The organism is Massilia sp. UYP11, assembly GCF_050434805.1.
Taxonomy (GTDB): Bacteria; Pseudomonadota; Gammaproteobacteria; order Burkholderiales; family Burkholderiaceae_D; genus Telluria.
The window spans coordinates 275367-290088 of sequence record NZ_JBNDJE010000003.1; the positions used below are offsets into that span (position 1 = coordinate 275367).

Sequence of the window (14722 nt, forward strand, 5' to 3'; positions counted from 1 at the left end):
GTGGCTGCGCGAGCAAACTTGGGTCCCCGCCTGCGCGGGGACGACGTGCGACGGTCGGCTGGAGCGGTGGCGCAATCGCTGCGCCGCCGTTCCACAAACCTTAGTTCTTCGACTGATCCACCAGCTTGTTCTTGGCGATCCACGGCATCATGCCGCGCAGCTTGGCGCCGACTTCTTCGATCTGGTGCTCGGCCGTCAGGCGGCGGCGCGAGATCAGGGTCGGGGCGCCGGCCTTGTTTTCCAGGATGAAGCTCTTGGCGTATTCGCCGGTCTGGATGTCCTTCAGGCACTGACGCATGGCGTTCTTGGTGTCTTCGGTCACGATGCGCGGGCCGGTCACGTACTCGCCGTATTCCGCGTTGTTCGAGATCGAGTAGTTCATGTTGGCGATGCCGCCTTCGTAGATCAGGTCGACGATCAGCTTGAGCTCGTGCAGGCACTCGAAATAGGCCATTTCGGGCGCGTAGCCGGCTTCGGTCAGGGTTTCGAAGCCCGCCTTGATCAGCTCGACGGCGCCGCCGCACAGCACGGCCTGCTCGCCGAACAGGTCGGTCTCGGTTTCTTCACGGAAGTTGGTCTCGATGATGCCGGCGCGGCCGCCGCCATTGGCCATGGCATACGACAGCGCGATGTCGCGCGCCGCGCCCGATTTGTCCTGGTAGACGGCGATCAGGTGCGGCACGCCGCCACCTTGCGCGTAGGTGCCGCGCACGGTGTGGCCCGGGGCCTTCGGCGCGATCATGATCACGTCGAGGTCGGCGCGCGGCACGACCTGGCCGTAGTGCACGTTGAAACCGTGGGCGAAGGCCAGCACGGCGCCCTGCTTGGCGTTCGGTGCGACGTTGTTGTTGTAGACCTCGGCGATGTTTTCGTCCGGCAGCAGGATCATGATGACGTCGGCGGCTTTGACCGCCTCGTCGACTTCGGCGACCTTCAGGCCGGCCTGCTCGACCTTGCCCCACGACGCGCCGCCGCGGCGCAGGCCGACGGTGACGTTGACGCCCGATTCAGACAGATTCTGGGCGTGGGCATGGCCTTGCGAGCCGTAGCCGATGATGGCGACGTTCTTGCCTTTGATGAGGGAGAGGTCGCAGTCTTTATCGTAGAAAACTTTCATTTTGGGTGTCCTGTATTCGTAATGATGTGGGGTATGCGGGCGTTACGCGCCGGCGGCAAAGCCGCCGACGCTACGTCCGTGATTCGTTCAGCGCGTTTCTTCAGACTTTCAGGATGCGTTCGCCGCGCCCGATGCCCGAGCCTCCGGTGCGCACCGTCTCGAGGATGGATGCCCGGTCGATCGAGTCGATGAAGGCGTCCAGCTTCGACTTGGCGCCGGTGAGCTCGATCGTGTAGGTCTTTTCGGTGACATCGATGATGCGGCCGCGGAAGATGTCGGCGGTGCGCTTCATCTCTTCGCGCTCCTTGCCGACCGCGCGCACCTTGATCAGCATGAGCTCGCGCTCGATGTGCTGGCCCTCGGTCAGGTCGACCACCTTCACCACCTCGATCAGGCGGTTCAGGTGCTTGGTGATCTGCTCGATGATGTCGTCCGAACCCGAGGTGACGATCGTCATGCGCGACAGCGTCGCGTCTTCGGTCGGGGCCACGGTCAGGGTCTCGATGTTGTAGCCACGCGCCGAGAACAGGCCGACCACGCGCGACAGCGCGCCGGCTTCGTTCTCCAGGAGGACAGAGATAATGTGTCGCATCACAGGTCCTCCGAGCCGAGCAGCATTTCGTTCAGGCCCTTGCCCGCCTTGACCATCGGCCAGACGTTCTCGTTCTGGTCGGTGATGAAGTTCATGAAGACCAGGCGGTCCTTCATGGCGAACGCTTCGCGCAGCGAACCCTCGACGTCGCCCGGTTTTTCGATGCGCATGCCCACGTGGCCATAGGCCTCGGCCAGCTTCTCGAAATCGGGCAGCGAATCCATGTACGACTCGGAATAGCGCGAACCGTAGTCGATCTGCTGCCACTGGCGCACCATGCCCAGGAAGCGGTTGTTGAGCAGGATGATCTTCGGCGTCAGGTGGTATTGCTTGCAGGTGGCAAGCTCCTGGATGCACATCTGGATCGAGCCTTCGCCGGTGACGCAGGCCACCGTCGCATCCGGATTGGCCATCTGCACGCCCATCGCGAACGGCAGGCCGACGCCCATCGTGCCCAGGCCGCCGGAATTGATCCAGCGCCGCGGCTTGTCGAACGGATAGTATTGCGCGGCCCACATCTGGTGCTGGCCCACGTCGGAGGTGATGAAGGCGTCGCCATCGGTCACCTTGTACAGCTGCTCGATGACGGCTTGCGGCTTGATCACGACGTCGGACGTCGGATACTTGAGGCAGTCGCGGCCGCGCCATTCGGCGATCTGCTTCCACCAGCCCTGCAGCGCATTGCCGTTCGGCTGGACGTTGCCGGCATCGAGTTGCGACAGCAGTTCGACCAGCACGTCCTTGACGTTGCCGACGATCGGAATGTCGACCCGCACCCGTTTCGAGATCGACGACGGGTCGATGTCGATGTGGATGATCTTGCGCGGGCTGGAAGCGAAGTGCTTGGGATTGCCGATCACGCGGTCGTCGAAGCGGGCGCCGATGGCGATCAGGACGTCGCAGTGCTGCATCGCCATGTTCGCTTCATAGGTGCCGTGCATGCCCGGCATGCCGACGAAGTGCGGATCGGTCGAGCGCGAAGCGCCCAGGCCCATCAGCGTATTGGTGACCGGGAAACCGAGCTTCTCGACCATGCGGTTCAGCTCGTTCGAGGCATTGGCCAGGATCACGCCGCCGCCGGCATAGATCATCGGGCGCTCGGCGTTCTGCAGCAGCTGGACCGCCTTGCGGATCTGGCCGGCATGGCCCTTGTCGACCGGACGGTACGAGCGCATCTCGATCTCGCGCGGGTACTCGTACACGCATTTGTTGATCGTGATGTCCTTCGGGATATCGACCAGCACGGGGCCGGGACGGCCGGTGCGGGCGATGAAGAAGGCTTTCTTGATGGTCGAGGCCAGCTCGCGCACGTCCTTGACCAGGAAGTTGTGCTTGACCACCGGACGCGTGATGCCGACGGTGTCGCATTCCTGGAAGGCGTCCTGGCCGATCGCGTGGCTGGGCACCTGGCCCGAGATCACGACCATCGGGATCGAATCCATATAGGCGGTGGACAGCCCGGTGACGGCATTGGTGACGCCGGGGCCGGAAGTGACCAGGGCCACGCCCACGGTGTTCGAGCTGCGCGAATAGGCGTCGGCGGCGTGCACCGCGGCCTGTTCGTGGCGAACGAGGACGTGCTGGAATTTATCCTGGTTGAAGATGGCGTCGTAGATATAGAGGACCGCGCCGCCCGGGTAACCGAAGACGTGCTTGACGCCCTCTTCTGCCAGACAACGGACCACTATCTCAGCGCCCGTGATCGGGACTGCTGAATCGTTACTCATGTACATTCCTTTCAAAACCCAATGGGAGATTGATCGGATGCCCGTTCCTGTCGATATGCGTCTCTGCGCGACAACCCTCAAGCTTGACTACTTTCTGCGTGCACGTCGATGTTTCGGACACCGTAGGGTCCTTACGCACCGGCGCTGGGCGCAACTCGTTGAGCGTGAGTGTCTGTAGCGGTCTTACGCATCTCTCGCGCTTGTGGCGCGGGTCGGAGCAAACTGCCTACAAATGAAAGCGTGTCATAACCGGACTGGGCCTTGTGTGCCGATTCCGGATGACGTCATGCCTTGGGGATGCAAAGCGTGAGGCACACCTTACCGCGCCGCACCATTTTGGTCAAGGAGGAAAGATAAAAATCGCCTCGTGGACGAAAATGGTGCGACTAATTTGGCCGGAAAGGCAAATTGTGCGTGGATTTTGCGTAACACGGCCGGGTATCCCGCCCGCGCATTCAGCGCTGCAGGCACCGGCACCGCGCGGTGACGCGTTCCAGCGCCCCGGTCCACAACGTCATGCAAATGTTGAACATGATGCAAATGACATTGCCGCTTCTTCCCGCTGTGCGATGTCGGTGCAGGCCAGGGCGTTTTTTGCTAGGATGCGAAAGTTTTCCCTAAAGCACGAGCAAGACGAGCGCTTCCTTGAACCCGCATGGCCACAGATAAAGAACTCAACGACTTCCTTGCGAATGTCGAACGGCGTGCATTCAAGCAGGCGGTGTATGCGGTGCGCAAGGACGAGTCGGCGCTCGACATCGTCCAGGACGCCATGATCAAGCTGGCCGAAAAGTATGGCGACAAGCCGGCCGCCGAATTGCCGATGCTGTTCCAGCGCATCCTGCAGACCACCATCCTCGATTACTTCCGCCGCGAAAAAGTGCGCAACACCTGGGTCAGCCTGTTTTCGGGCTTCAGCCGCCGCGAGGGAGATGACGATGACGACTTTGATATACTTGCCTCGTACGAGGCCGAAGCAGGATCGGCCGCCGCGGAGTCGAGTGCGGACCAGCTTGAGCGTGAGCAAACCTTGCGTTTGATCGAAGAAGAAGTACAAAAGCTCCCAACGCGTCAACGGGAAGCCTTCCTCATGCGTTACTGGCAGGATATGGACGTGGCCGAAACGGCCGAAGCAATGGGATGCTCCGAAGGCAGCGTCAAGACGCATTGTTCCCGCGCCACCCACGCCCTCGCCGCAGCGCTCAAGGCCAAGGGAATCACATTATGAATACCGACGACATCAACCTGGCGTACAAAATTCGCCATGCACTGAACGAACAGCTCGACACCTTGCCGGCATCGACCACGGACCGGCTGGCTGCGGCGCGGGCTGCCGCGCTCGCGCGCAAGAAGGCGGACGCGCCGGTCGAGTATTTCAAGCCCGCCCCTTCCGGCTGGCGCCAGATGCTGGCCGGTTTCGGCAATGTGGTGACGGGCCAGGCCATGTCGCGCCTGGCGGTGGCCGTGCCGATCCTGGCGCTGGTGATCGGCATGGGCGGCGTCTACCAGCACGAACGGCAGCAGCAGATCGCCGAGCTGGCCGACATCGACGCGGCCGTGTTGTCCGATGAACTGCCGCTCAACGCGTACCTCGACCCGGGCTTCAGCGCCTATCTGGAGTCGCAGCAGCGCCGGCAATGACGAAGAACGACGCTTCACAGCCTCGCGCATCGAAGCCGGGCGCCGCGAAATCACGGTTCCCCGTCCTGAAAACGGTGGCCGGGGTCCTGGTGGCGGGTGTCATCGCCTGGGTCATCGTCGACCGTTTCGACGCCCCATCCGTCCTGCCCTCGGTGGCCGATGCGGTCGACGGCAAACGTGTCTTGCCCAAAGCCTTCGACAAGCCCCTGTGGAGCGATCTGAGCAGCGCCCAGCAAGTGGCGCTGGCGCCGCTGGAACCCGAATGGAACCAGATGGAAGGACCGCGCAAGCGCAAGTGGATCCAGATGTCGGCCCGCTTCGCGTCGATGTCCGCGTCCGAACAGCAGCGCGTGCACGAACGCATGCGCCAGTGGATGAAGCTCACCCCCGCGCAGCGCGAACTGGCGCGCGAGAACTACAGCAGGGCCAGCCGCCTGGCCCAGGGCGACAAGGTGGCCAACTGGGAAAACTACAAGCAGCTGTCGCCAGACCAGAAACGCAAGCTGGCGAACAGCCCGGCGGCGGCGCGCCACAAGAGCATCCCGGTGGCGCTGCCCGAAGCGCCGATGCTGGTCACCCCGACGCCCTGCCCGCCGAACACCACCCGCCGCGGCGCCGAATGCATCCTGATCGGCACGGATACCGTGGTGCCGTCCGCGACCGCCAGCGTGCAGCCGGCGCCGCCCGGCAGCGCCGGCCCCGGCCCTGCCTCCCCCCCTGCTTCCGCCCCCGCTTCCACCCCTGCCTCCCCCGTGACGCCGGGTCCGGCGGCCAGCGCCCCTGGCGCCGACGCCGGCGCGATCGCCACTCCGGGCGGCCAGCAGGCACCCGCGCAGGCCGCCAATGCAGGCAACTGAGCCGACCGCCGATCCGGGCGCGGGCGCGGCCGATCCGGCGCGCGCGCAGTCCTTCCCGACGCCGACCGTCAAGCGCCGCGTGACGGTGATGATCTATGAATTCTTTTTGCTGTTCGCCGTCGAGATGCTGGCGGTGCTGGTCTACATTCTCCTCACCGGCAACCGCCAGGAAGCGCTGTTCCAGCATGGGCTCAAGCTCTGGCTGTTCCTGGTGACGGGCCTGTACTTCACCTGGTGCTGGCGCGACAGCGGCCACACGCTGGCCATGAAGACCTGGCGCATCAAGGTGTTCCGGGCCGGACACCCACGCTTGCCATGGCGCACGGCCATCGTGCGCTATCTTGCGGCCTGGGGCTGGTTCGCGCCGGCGCTACTGGTGTGCGCCACGTTCGGGCTGCACGCCAAGGGCGAGATCGCCATCGCGCTGGCGGTCGGCATCGTGCTGTGGGCGCTCACCGCCTTCCTCGACAAGGACCGCCAGTTCCTGCACGACCGCCTGGCCGGCACCCGCCTGGCCCAGATGCCGAAGGCGAAGACCAAGACGAAGCGCTAGGATAGCGCGAGCTGGCTGCGCGGCGCTCGGCCGCAGCGGCGCAGCAGCAGCGGCACCGCGACCGTCAGGCCCGCTCGACGGCGCGCTGCATCAGCTTGCCCGACCAGGGCAGCAGCTGGAACAGGATGCCGCAGGCCAGCGCCGGCAGGATGAACAGCTCGATCACCATATAGGCGCGGATGATCTTCCATGGATCGGGGTTGTTCGGATCCATGCCGCCCAGCAGGTCGCCGTAGGAATGGCGCGCGATGTAGAGCGTGAGCGCGGACATCGCCAGAGCGCACAGCAGCGCCGCGCCCGAGCCCAGCAGCACGCGGCGCGGCGTGGTGTGCAGGCGCCGGCGCAGCGGTTCCAGCTTGACGGCCAGCGCCACCAGCATGCCATGCGCCAGGCCAAGCGCGCCCGCGATCAGGGCGCCGAACAGCAGCGCCGCCAGGTAGAACGACGGCATGACCTCGATGCGGCCCTTGGTGAACAGGGTGGCCAGGGTAAATTCGATCACCGGGATCACGGGCCCCAGCAACAGGAAGAACAGGACGCTGGCCGAGACCAGGCGGAACGAACTTGGCATGGCGGTAAAGATCAGAAGCGCTCGACGTCGCGCAGGTAGCGCCAGCCGCCCGGCGGCAGGCTGCCCATGGAAATGCGGCCGATGCGCAGCCGGCGCAGCGCGGTGACCTCCAGGCCGACGTCGGCGCACAGGCGCGCTATCTGGCCGCGCTGGATGTTCTTGCCGGCGATGCGCAGGCGCGCCTCGCTTTGCCAGCTGGCGCGGAACATGCGGCCCAGCTTGTCCAGGCCGCCCTCGGCGATCTGCCCGTCCACCTCGGCCACGTATTCGGCCTCGTTGCGCGGCGCGTCGTCGACCAGTTTGCGCATCACGCGCCAGTCCTGGCTGAACACGACCAGGCCCGAAGCCATCGTCTCGAGCGGCGTCGCCGGCGCCAGCTTGGCCAGGTGGCGGCGCAGGAAAGGCTTGCCGAAGCCATGGTCCAGCACTTGCGTATCGGGCCCGATGGCGGCCAGCGCCGCCTCGAGCTCGACGCCGGCCGGCTTGTGCAACAGGATGGTGACCGGTTCCGGCTCGACCGGGGTGGCGCCGGGCAGCATCACGACCTGTTGCGCGGCCGTGACGCGGGTGGCGGGATCTTCGGCCACCACGCCATCGACGCTGACCCAGCCGCCGGCAATATAGCGTTCGGCGTCGGCGCGCGAGCACCCCGCCACTTCAGCGACGCGTTTCGCGAGGCGGATGCCGTCGTCGGTGTTCGGTGGTGCGATCATGCGTGCCAATCAGAGAAAAACGCGGTGAACACGTCGATCGTGCGCTTGACGTCGGCGTGCGAGATGTCGAGATGGGTCACCAGGCGCATGGTCGGGCCGACCGTGGCGCGGATGCCGGCGCGCGTCAAGGCCTGGCGCAGCGGCGCGCAGGCGCCGGCCGGCACCTCCATCCAGAAGATATTCGTCTGCGGCGTGCCGACGCTGAGCTGTTCGATCCGCGCCAGGCCTTGCGCCAGCTCGGCCGCGTTGTCGTGGTCGTTGGCGAGCAGCGCGACGTTGTTCTCCAGCGCATAGTGGGCCGCGGCGGCGATCACGCCGGCCTGGCGCATGCCGCCGCCCAGCATCTTGCGCCAGCGCTGGCCCTGCTCGATGAAGGACTTCGGTCCCAGCAGCACCGAGCCGACCGGCGCGCCGAGGCCCTTGGACAGGCACACCGAGACGGTATCGAACCCTTTTACCGCGTCGGCCAGGCTGATGGCCTGCTTGACGGCGGCGTTGCAGATGCGCGCGCCGTCGAGGTGGGTCGCCAGGCCTTTGTCGCGCGCGAGCGCGGTCGCGGCCGCGACGTATTCCTGGCTCAGCACGCGGCCGCCGATGGTGTTCTCCAGCGTCAGCAGCCGGGTGCGCGCGAAGTGCATGTCGTGCGGCTTGATGTAGGCCGCGATGTCGGCCAACGCGATACTGCCGTCCGGCTGGTTCGCGATCGGTTGCGGCTGGATGCTGCCCAGCACCGCGGCGCCCCCGCCTTCGTACTTGTAGGTGTGCGCTTCCTGGCCGACCAGGTATTCGTCGCCGCGGCCGCAGTGGGTCATCAAGGCGATCAGGTTGGTCTGGGTGCCGCTGGGGGCGAACATGCCGGCCTCGAAGCCGAACAGCTCGGCCGCATAGTCCTGCAGGCGCTTGACGGTGGGGTCGTCGCCGTAGACGTCGTCGCCGACCGGGGCCGCCACCATGGTGGCGCGCATCGCGGCGCTCGGCTGGGTCACGGTGTCGCTGCGCAGGTCGATCCAGCGCTCGATGCTCATGCTCATGTTCTGCTCACTCCGTCGTGGCGGGTTGCGGCGCGTAGAAACGCTCTCTCATTTCGCTCAGCCCGAGCTCGCCCAGCACCTCGTCCAGGCGCTCGGCCGGCCGGCGGCGCGGCAGGTTTTTATAGGTGGCGACGATCAGCTCGTTCTTCATCGAGTGTTCCCAACCCACCAGTTCGGTGACCGTGACCTGGTAGCCGTGGGCCTCGAGCTGCAGGCAGCGCAGGACGTTGGTCACCTGGCTGCCGAACTCGCGGGTATGGATCGGATGGCGCCAGATCTCGGTGAGCGCGCTGCGCCCCAGATCCTTGCCCTTGTTCTTGCGCAGCACGGACGCGACTTCGGCCTGGCAACACGGCACCAGCACCATGTGCCTGGCCTTCTTCTTGAGGGCGAAGTCGATGGCGTCGTCGGTGGCGGTGTTGCAGGCGTGCAGCGCGGTGACGACGTCGATCGTTTCGGGCAGCTCGCCCGAGGTGGTCGACTCGGCGACCGACAGCGGCAGGAACGACATGCCGGCAAAGCCCAGGCGCGCGGCCAGTTCGGTGGATTTTCCGACCAGCTCGGCGCGGGTCTCGATGCCATAGATATGCGAGCCCTGCTCCTGCCCCTTGACGAACAGGTCGTACAGGATGAAGCCGAGGTAGGACTTGCCGGCGCCGTGGTCGACCAGCGAGACGCTGCCTTTTTCTTCCTTCACCTCGCGCAGCAGCGGCTCGATGAAGTTATATAGATGGTAGACCTGCTTGAGCTTGCGGCGGCTGTCCTGGTTCAACTTGCCGTCGCGGGTCAGGATGTGCAGCTCCTTGAGCAGCTCGATCGACTGGCCGGGACGCACCTCCGGCGGCAGTTCCTGTGGTGCCGGGACTTTCCTGGCTGGCTCAAGACGCTTCATGGACGGCTCAGTGGTTCTTTTCGGCGGCGTGGTTGATCGTGTACTTCGGGATCTCGACCACCAGGTCTTCGTCGGCGACGATTGCCTGGCACGACAGGCGCGAATTCGGCTCCAGGCCCCAGGCCTTGTCGAGCATGTCTTCTTCCTTCTCTTCCTGCTCGTTCAGCGATTCGAAGCCTTCGCGCACGATCACGTGGCAGGTGGTGCAGGCGCAGACGCGGTCGCAGGCGTGCTCGATCTCGATGTCGTTCTCGAGCAGGACGTCGCAGACCGACTTGCCGCTTGGCGCTTCGAGCACGGCGCCGTCGGGGCAGAACACCGGGTGGGGAAGGATGACGATTTGTGGCACTTGGTTACCTCGGTTTGTATGTTGTGTGTGGTGCGTTGCTGTTTATTCTATTCCGCGCCAGCCGCCCTGTCGTTCATTGGGCACGGGTCACCATGGCGGCGCGGTGGTTCAGACCTCGTCCAGCGACTTGCCCGCCAGCGCCTTGCGCACGCTCTTGTCCATGCGGCGCGCGGCGAATTCCTCGGTGTCCCTGGCCAGCGCCTGCACTGCGGCGTGCAGCGCGTCCTGGCGCGGGCCCGCCGCGCTTGACGCGTCGTTCGACGCCGCGAGCGCGTCGCGCACCGCCTGCAGCTGCTGATTGACCACGGCCTGCTCTTGCGGCGCCAGCAGTTCGGCATCCTGGTCCAGCGCCGACTGCGTCGCCAGCAGGATGCGTTCGGCCTCGACCTGTTCTTCGCGCAGCGCGCGCATCTGCATGTCGCTGGAGGCCGAGCTGTACGATTCCTGCAGCATGCGCGCCACGTCGTCATCAGCCAGGCCATAGGATGGCTTGACCGTGATCGACGCTTCCACGCCCGAACGCATTTCGCGCGCCGCCACCGACAGCAGGCCGTCGGCGTCGACCTGATAGGTGACGCGGATGCGCGCAGCGCCGGCCGCCATCGGCGGAATGCCGCGCAGCTCGAAGCGCGCCAGCGAACGGCAGTCCGACACCAGCTCGCGCTCGCCCTGCACCACGTGCACCGCCAGCGCGGTCTGGCCGTCCTTGAAGGTCGTGAATTCCTGGGCGCGCGCGACGGGGATCGTCGAATTGCGCGGGATGATCTTCTCGACCAGGCCGCCCATCGTCTCGATGCCCAGCGACAGCGGGGTCACGTCCAGCAGCAGCCAGTCGTCACCCTCGGCGCGGTTGCCGGCCAGTTGGTCGGCCTGGATCGCGGCGCCCAGCGCCACCACGCGGTCCGGGTCGATGTTGGCGTGCGGGATGGTCTGGAAGAATTCCGACACCGCGCGGCGCACGTGCGGCATGCGCGTCGCGCCGCCGACCATCACGACGCCGTCGACGTCCTCGACGCTCACCTTGGCGTCGCGCATCGCCTTGCGGATCGCGTTCATGGTCTTGCCGACCAGGTGGCTGGTGATCTCGGAGAACACCGCGGCGGTGATCGTGACCTGCACGATCTCGCCCGACTTCAGGATCGCCTCGACCGTCGTTTCCTCGTTGGTCGACAGCAGTTCCTTGGCCTGGCGCGCCTTGACCATCAGGGTCGCGGTGTCGACGTCGGACAGCGGCGCCAGCTTGGCCTGCTCGGTGATCCAGCAAAACAGCCGGTGGTCGAAATCGTCGCCGCCCAGGGCCGAATCGCCCCCGGTCGACAGCACCTCGAACACGCCCTTCGACAGCTTGAGGATCGAGATGTCGAAGGTGCCGCCGCCCAGGTCGTAGACCGCATAGACGCCTTCCTTGCCATGGTCGAGACCATAGGCGATGGCGGCGGCGGTCGGTTCCGACAGCAGGCGCAGCACGTTCAGGCCGGCCAGCTGGGCCGCGTCCTTGGTGGCCTGGCGCTGGGCGTCGTCGAAATACGCCGGCACGGTGATCACGGCGCCGACCAGGTCGTCGCCCAGCGAATCCTCGGCGCGCTGGCGCAGGGTGGCCAGGATCTGGGCCGACACCTCGACCGGGCTTTTCACGCCAGCGACCGTGTTCAGCTGGACCATGCCCTCGCCGTCGACGAAGTCGTAGGGCAGGTTCTCGGCGTGGGCGATGTCCTTGAGGCTGCGGCCCATGAAGCGCTTGACCGAGACGATGGTGTTCTTCGGGTCCGTCGTCTGGTGCACGCGCGCCTTGTGGCCGATGTTGGCGTGACCGTTCGCCAGGTAGCGCACGATCGACGGCAGCAGCGAACGGCCCTCCTCGTCGCTCAGCACTTCGGGGCTGCCGCTACGGACGGTGGCGACGAGCGAGTTGGTGGTGCCCAGGTCGATGCCCACCGCCAGGCGGTGCTGGTGCGGGGCGGTGGACATGCCGGGTTCGGCGATTTGGAGGAGTGCCATAGTCGTGATACCAATATTGTTTTTCTGCGCGGGGGTCGAACGGCCCGGCGGACCGTTCGACAATCGATCCGCAGCGGATCAGGCGTCGATCGCCTCGAAGGCGTACTGCACTTCGTCGCCGAATTTATCGAGGAACATCAGGCCGCGCACGCCTTGCGCGGCGCCAGTGAAGTCGCCCGTGGCCAGCTGGTCTGCAACGGCGGCGAGCATGTTCTTGCGCTCGGCGCGCAGTTGCGCCTCCAGCCGGTCGAGCGCGATGGCGTCCTTGGCCGCGCGCGCGTCCTCGAGCTCCTCGCGCCACTCCATCTGCTGCATCAGGAAGGCCGGGGGCATGGCCGTATTCGACTCGGTCTGCAGGTCGACGCCGTTCAGCTCGCACAAGTACTGCGCGCGCTTTTGCGGGTTGCGCAGCGTTTGATAGGCTTCGTTGGCGCGGGTCGCCCACTGCATCGCCACGCGCTTTTCGGCGTCGGTGGCGTTGACGAAGCGGTCCGGGTGCACGCGGCCCTGGACTTCGCGGTAGGCGGCGTCCAGGGCGGCCTGGTCGACCTCGAAACGGGCCGGCAGCTGGAACAGGTCGAAGTGGTTCTGCATCGGCTTAGATACGGAAGCTTTCGCCGCAGCCGCAGTTGTCCTTGACGTTCGGGTTGTTGAAGCGGAAGCCTTCGTTGAGCCCTTCGCGGGCGAAATCGAGTTCGGTGCCGTCGATGTACGCCAGGCTTTTCGGGTCGACGAAGACCTTCACGCCGTGCGACTCGAACACCGCGTCTTCGGCGGCGCTCTCGTCGACGTACTCGAGCTTGTAGGCCAGGCCGGAGCAGCCGGTGGTGCGCACACCGAAGCGCAAGCCGATGCCCTTGCCCCGGCGTTCGAGGTAACGGTTGACGTGCTTCGCGGCTTTTTCGGTCAGGGTGATTGCCATGTGCTTCTCCAGCTCTGTTCTACTAAAAATGCTTGCGCTGCTGTAATGCGTAGGGCGGACGGCAAAGCCGTCCACCCGACATTCATTACGCTGCTGCCTTCTCGTGCTTCGCCTTGTAGTCGGCGACGGCGGCCTTGATCGCGTCTTCGGCCAGGATCGAGCAGTGAATCTTGACCGGCGGCAGGGCCAGTTCTTCGGCGATCTGGGTGTTCTTGATCGCCAGCGCCTCGTCGAGGCTCTTGCCCTTCACCCATTCGGTGATCAGCGAGCTCGATGCGATGGCCGAACCGCAGCCATAGGTCTTGAACTTCGCGTCTTCGATCAGGCCCTGGTCGTTGACCTTGATCTGCAGTTTCATGACGTCGCCGCAGGCCGGCGCGCCGACCATGCCGGTGCCGACTGCATCGTCGCCCTTGTCGAAGGCGCCGACGTTGCGCGGGTTTTCGTAGTGGTCCAGTACTTTGTCCGAATATGCCATGGTAGTGCTCCTTAATCTTGATTTAGTGGGCTGCCCATTGGATCGAATTCAAATCGATCCCCTCTTTGAACATGTCCCACAGCGGCGACAGTTCGCGCAGTTTGCCAACCTTTGCCTTGAGCAGGTTGACGGCGAAGTCGATCTCTTCCTCGGTCGTGAAGCGGCCGATGGTGAAGCGGATCGAGCTGTGCGCCAGTTCGTCGCTGCGGCCCAGGGCGCGCAGCACGTACGACGGTTCCAGGCTGGCCGAGGTGCAGGCCGAACCGGACGACACGGCGATGTCCTTGACCGCCATGATCAGCGACTCGCCTTCGACATAGTTGAACGAGACGTTCAGGTTGTGCGGCACGCGGTGGTCCATGTCGCCGTTGATGTAGACCTCTTCGATCTCCATCAGGCCCTTGGCCAGGCGGTCGCGCAGTGCGCGCACCTTCACCAGTTCGCTCTCCATCTCTTCTTTCGCGATGCGGAAGGCTTCGCCCATGCCCACCAGCTGGTGGGTCGGCAGGGTGCCCGAACGCAGGCCGCGCTCGTGGCCGCCGCCGTGCATCTGCGCCTCGAGGCGCACGCGCGGCTTGCGGCGCACGTACAGGGCGCCGACGCCTTTCGGGCCATACACCTTGTGCGCGGTGAAGGTCATCAGGTCGACCTTCGACTTTTCGAGGTCGATATGGACCTTGCCGACGGCTTGCGCGGCGTCGCAGTGGAAGATGATGCCTTTCGAGCGGCACAGCGTGGCCAGCTCTTCGATCGGCTGGACCACGCCGATCTCGTTATTGACCAGCATGACCGAGACCAGGATGGTGTCGGGACGCAGGGCCGCCTGCAGTTGTTCGACGGTGATCAGGCCGTTGTCCTGCGGCTCGAGGTAGGTGGCTTCGAAGCCCACGCGCTCGAGTTCGCGCACGGTGTCGAGCACCGATTTGTGCTCGGTCTTGACCGTGATGATGTGCTTGCCCTTCGTCTTGTAGAACTGGGCCGCGCCCTTGAGCGCCAGGTTGTTGCTCTCGGTCGCTCCCGAGGTCCAGATGATCTCGCGCGGATCGGCGCCGACCATCGACGCGACGTTCTGGCGCGCTTCCTCGACCGCGGCTTCTGCGCTCCAGCCATAGGCGTGGCTGCGCGAGGCCGGATTGCCGAACTGCTCGCGCAGGAACGGGATCATGGCATCCGCGACGCGTGGATCGACCGGCGTGGTGGCCGAGTAGTCCAGGTAGATCGGGAAATGGGGCGCAGTCGCGAAGCTCTGCTCGGTTTTCTTGTCCAAAGGCGCGTTCATCA

At 65.3% G+C, this 14722-nt stretch carries 17 protein-coding genes; 4 read left to right on the forward strand and 13 right to left on the reverse strand.

From position 1 onward, the window contains the following. Positions 1-100: 100 nt before the first annotated feature. The 3 genes from ilvC to ABIB38_RS07890 form a co-directional block, all read right to left on the reverse strand. Positions 101-1117 carry a ketol-acid reductoisomerase gene (gene ilvC / locus ABIB38_RS07880; protein WP_429203212.1) on the reverse strand — a complete coding sequence of 339 codons (1017 nt, stop codon included), beginning with the start codon at positions 1115-1117 and terminating at the stop codon, positions 101-103. Positions 1118-1217: 100 nt separating this feature from the next. After that, positions 1218-1709, reverse strand: a complete 492-nt coding sequence (gene ilvN, locus ABIB38_RS07885; protein WP_005666354.1) for an acetolactate synthase small subunit — start codon at positions 1707-1709, stop codon at positions 1218-1220. After that, entirely contained in the window at positions 1709-3436 is a 1728-nt protein-coding gene (locus tag ABIB38_RS07890; RefSeq protein WP_429203213.1) for an acetolactate synthase 3 catalytic subunit, read from the reverse strand. Before ABIB38_RS07890 ends, ilvN begins: the two co-directional genes overlap by 1 nt. 655 nt (positions 3437-4091) lie before the next feature. Here ABIB38_RS07890 and ABIB38_RS07895 point away from each other — a divergent pair. Genes ABIB38_RS07895 through ABIB38_RS07910 form a run of 4 tightly spaced genes read left to right on the forward strand, consistent with a single transcriptional unit; the run spans position 4092 to position 6487 of the window. After that, the gene (locus tag ABIB38_RS07895; RefSeq protein WP_429203214.1) at positions 4092-4664 is read left to right on the forward strand and encodes an RNA polymerase sigma factor; all 573 of its coding nucleotides are present in this window, start codon (positions 4092-4094) and stop codon (positions 4662-4664) included. Next, complete coding sequence (locus tag ABIB38_RS07900; protein WP_429203215.1) at positions 4661-5077, forward strand: DUF3619 family protein; 417 nt, start codon at positions 4661-4663, stop codon at positions 5075-5077. The genes ABIB38_RS07895 and ABIB38_RS07900 overlap by 4 nt, the downstream gene beginning before the upstream one ends. Next, positions 5074-5934, forward strand: coding sequence for a DUF3106 domain-containing protein (locus ABIB38_RS07905; protein WP_429203216.1), 861 nt, complete (start codon positions 5074-5076; stop codon positions 5932-5934). The genes ABIB38_RS07900 and ABIB38_RS07905 overlap by 4 nt, the downstream gene beginning before the upstream one ends. Further along, positions 5921-6487 (forward strand): RDD family protein, encoded by a 567-nt coding sequence (locus ABIB38_RS07910; protein WP_429203217.1) that lies wholly within the window; start codon positions 5921-5923, stop codon positions 6485-6487. The genes ABIB38_RS07905 and ABIB38_RS07910 overlap by 14 nt, the downstream gene beginning before the upstream one ends. A 64-nt stretch (positions 6488-6551) precedes the next feature. Here the strand turns inward: ABIB38_RS07910 and ABIB38_RS07915 are convergent, their stop codons facing one another. The 10 genes from ABIB38_RS07915 to ABIB38_RS07960 all read right to left on the reverse strand — a co-directional run bounded on the left by ABIB38_RS07915 (position 6552) and on the right by ABIB38_RS07960 (position 14720). Continuing rightward, on the reverse strand, positions 6552-7058 hold the full coding sequence (locus ABIB38_RS07915) for a hypothetical protein (RefSeq protein ID WP_429203218.1): 507 nt from the start codon (positions 7056-7058) through the stop codon (positions 6552-6554). An 11-nt stretch (positions 7059-7069) separates the two neighbouring features. Next, positions 7070-7771 carry an RNA pseudouridine synthase gene (locus ABIB38_RS07920; protein WP_429203219.1) on the reverse strand — a complete coding sequence of 234 codons (702 nt, stop codon included), beginning with the start codon at positions 7769-7771 and terminating at the stop codon, positions 7070-7072. Then, the gene (ltaE, locus tag ABIB38_RS07925) at positions 7768-8802 is read right to left on the reverse strand and encodes a low-specificity L-threonine aldolase (RefSeq protein ID WP_429203220.1); all 1035 of its coding nucleotides are present in this window, start codon (positions 8800-8802) and stop codon (positions 7768-7770) included. The genes ABIB38_RS07920 and ltaE overlap by 4 nt, the downstream gene beginning before the upstream one ends. A gap of 7 nt (positions 8803-8809) precedes the next feature. Continuing rightward, entirely contained in the window at positions 8810-9694 is an 885-nt protein-coding gene (locus tag ABIB38_RS07930; protein ID WP_429203221.1) for a class I SAM-dependent methyltransferase, read from the reverse strand. Positions 9695-9701: 7 nt separating this feature from the next. Beyond that, positions 9702-10043, reverse strand: a complete 342-nt coding sequence (fdx, locus tag ABIB38_RS07935; RefSeq protein ID WP_429203222.1) for an ISC system 2Fe-2S type ferredoxin — start codon at positions 10041-10043, stop codon at positions 9702-9704. Between the two features lie 108 nt (positions 10044-10151). Next, a complete protein-coding gene (hscA, locus tag ABIB38_RS07940; protein WP_429203223.1) occupies positions 10152-12041 on the reverse strand; it encodes a Fe-S protein assembly chaperone HscA in 1890 nt (629 codons plus the stop codon). A 78-nt stretch (positions 12042-12119) separates the two neighbouring features. Next, entirely contained in the window at positions 12120-12635 is a 516-nt protein-coding gene (gene hscB / locus ABIB38_RS07945; protein WP_429203224.1) for a Fe-S protein assembly co-chaperone HscB, read from the reverse strand. Between the two features lie 4 nt (positions 12636-12639). After that, entirely contained in the window at positions 12640-12963 is a 324-nt protein-coding gene (iscA, locus tag ABIB38_RS07950) for an iron-sulfur cluster assembly protein IscA (RefSeq protein ID WP_005666326.1), read from the reverse strand. Positions 12964-13048: 85 nt separating this feature from the next. Then, positions 13049-13441: a Fe-S cluster assembly scaffold IscU gene (gene iscU / locus ABIB38_RS07955; RefSeq protein ID WP_005666324.1), complete on the reverse strand. Its 393-nt coding sequence runs from the start codon at positions 13439-13441 to the stop codon at positions 13049-13051. A 22-nt stretch (positions 13442-13463) separates the two neighbouring features. Further along, on the reverse strand, positions 13464-14720 hold the full coding sequence (locus ABIB38_RS07960) for an IscS subfamily cysteine desulfurase (RefSeq protein WP_429203225.1): 1257 nt from the start codon (positions 14718-14720) through the stop codon (positions 13464-13466). Positions 14721-14722: the final 2 nt, after the last annotated feature.

Bases quoted from the DNA above. Each gene is read 5' to 3' on its own strand.
- ilvC (WP_429203212.1), bottom strand. From the start codon at position 1,117: ATGAAAGTTTTCTACGATAAAGACTGCGACCTCTCCCTCATCAAAGGC.
- ilvN (WP_005666354.1), bottom strand. From the start codon at position 1,709: ATGCGACACATTATCTCTGTCCTCCTGGAGAACGAAGCCGGCGCGCTG.
- ABIB38_RS07890 (WP_429203213.1), bottom strand. From the start codon at position 3,436: ATGAGTAACGATTCAGCAGTCCCGATCACGGGCGCTGAGATAGTGGTC.
- ABIB38_RS07895 (WP_429203214.1), top strand. From the start codon at position 4,092: ATGGCCACAGATAAAGAACTCAACGACTTCCTTGCGAATGTCGAACGG.
- ABIB38_RS07900 (WP_429203215.1), top strand. From the start codon at position 4,661: ATGAATACCGACGACATCAACCTGGCGTACAAAATTCGCCATGCACTG.
- ABIB38_RS07905 (WP_429203216.1), top strand. From the start codon at position 5,074: ATGACGAAGAACGACGCTTCACAGCCTCGCGCATCGAAGCCGGGCGCC.
- ABIB38_RS07910 (WP_429203217.1), top strand. From the start codon at position 5,921: ATGCAGGCAACTGAGCCGACCGCCGATCCGGGCGCGGGCGCGGCCGAT.
- ABIB38_RS07915 (WP_429203218.1), bottom strand. From the start codon at position 7,058: ATGCCAAGTTCGTTCCGCCTGGTCTCGGCCAGCGTCCTGTTCTTCCTG.
- ABIB38_RS07920 (WP_429203219.1), bottom strand. From the start codon at position 7,771: ATGATCGCACCACCGAACACCGACGACGGCATCCGCCTCGCGAAACGC.
- ltaE (WP_429203220.1), bottom strand. From the start codon at position 8,802: ATGAGCATGAGCATCGAGCGCTGGATCGACCTGCGCAGCGACACCGTG.
- ABIB38_RS07930 (WP_429203221.1), bottom strand. From the start codon at position 9,694: ATGAAGCGTCTTGAGCCAGCCAGGAAAGTCCCGGCACCACAGGAACTG.
- hscA (WP_429203223.1), bottom strand. From the start codon at position 12,041: ATGGCACTCCTCCAAATCGCCGAACCCGGCATGTCCACCGCCCCGCAC.
- hscB (WP_429203224.1), bottom strand. From the start codon at position 12,635: ATGCAGAACCACTTCGACCTGTTCCAGCTGCCGGCCCGTTTCGAGGTC.
- iscA (WP_005666326.1), bottom strand. From the start codon at position 12,963: ATGGCAATCACCCTGACCGAAAAAGCCGCGAAGCACGTCAACCGTTAC.
- iscU (WP_005666324.1), bottom strand. From the start codon at position 13,441: ATGGCATATTCGGACAAAGTACTGGACCACTACGAAAACCCGCGCAAC.
- ABIB38_RS07960 (WP_429203225.1), bottom strand. From the start codon at position 14,720: ATGAACGCGCCTTTGGACAAGAAAACCGAGCAGAGCTTCGCGACTGCG.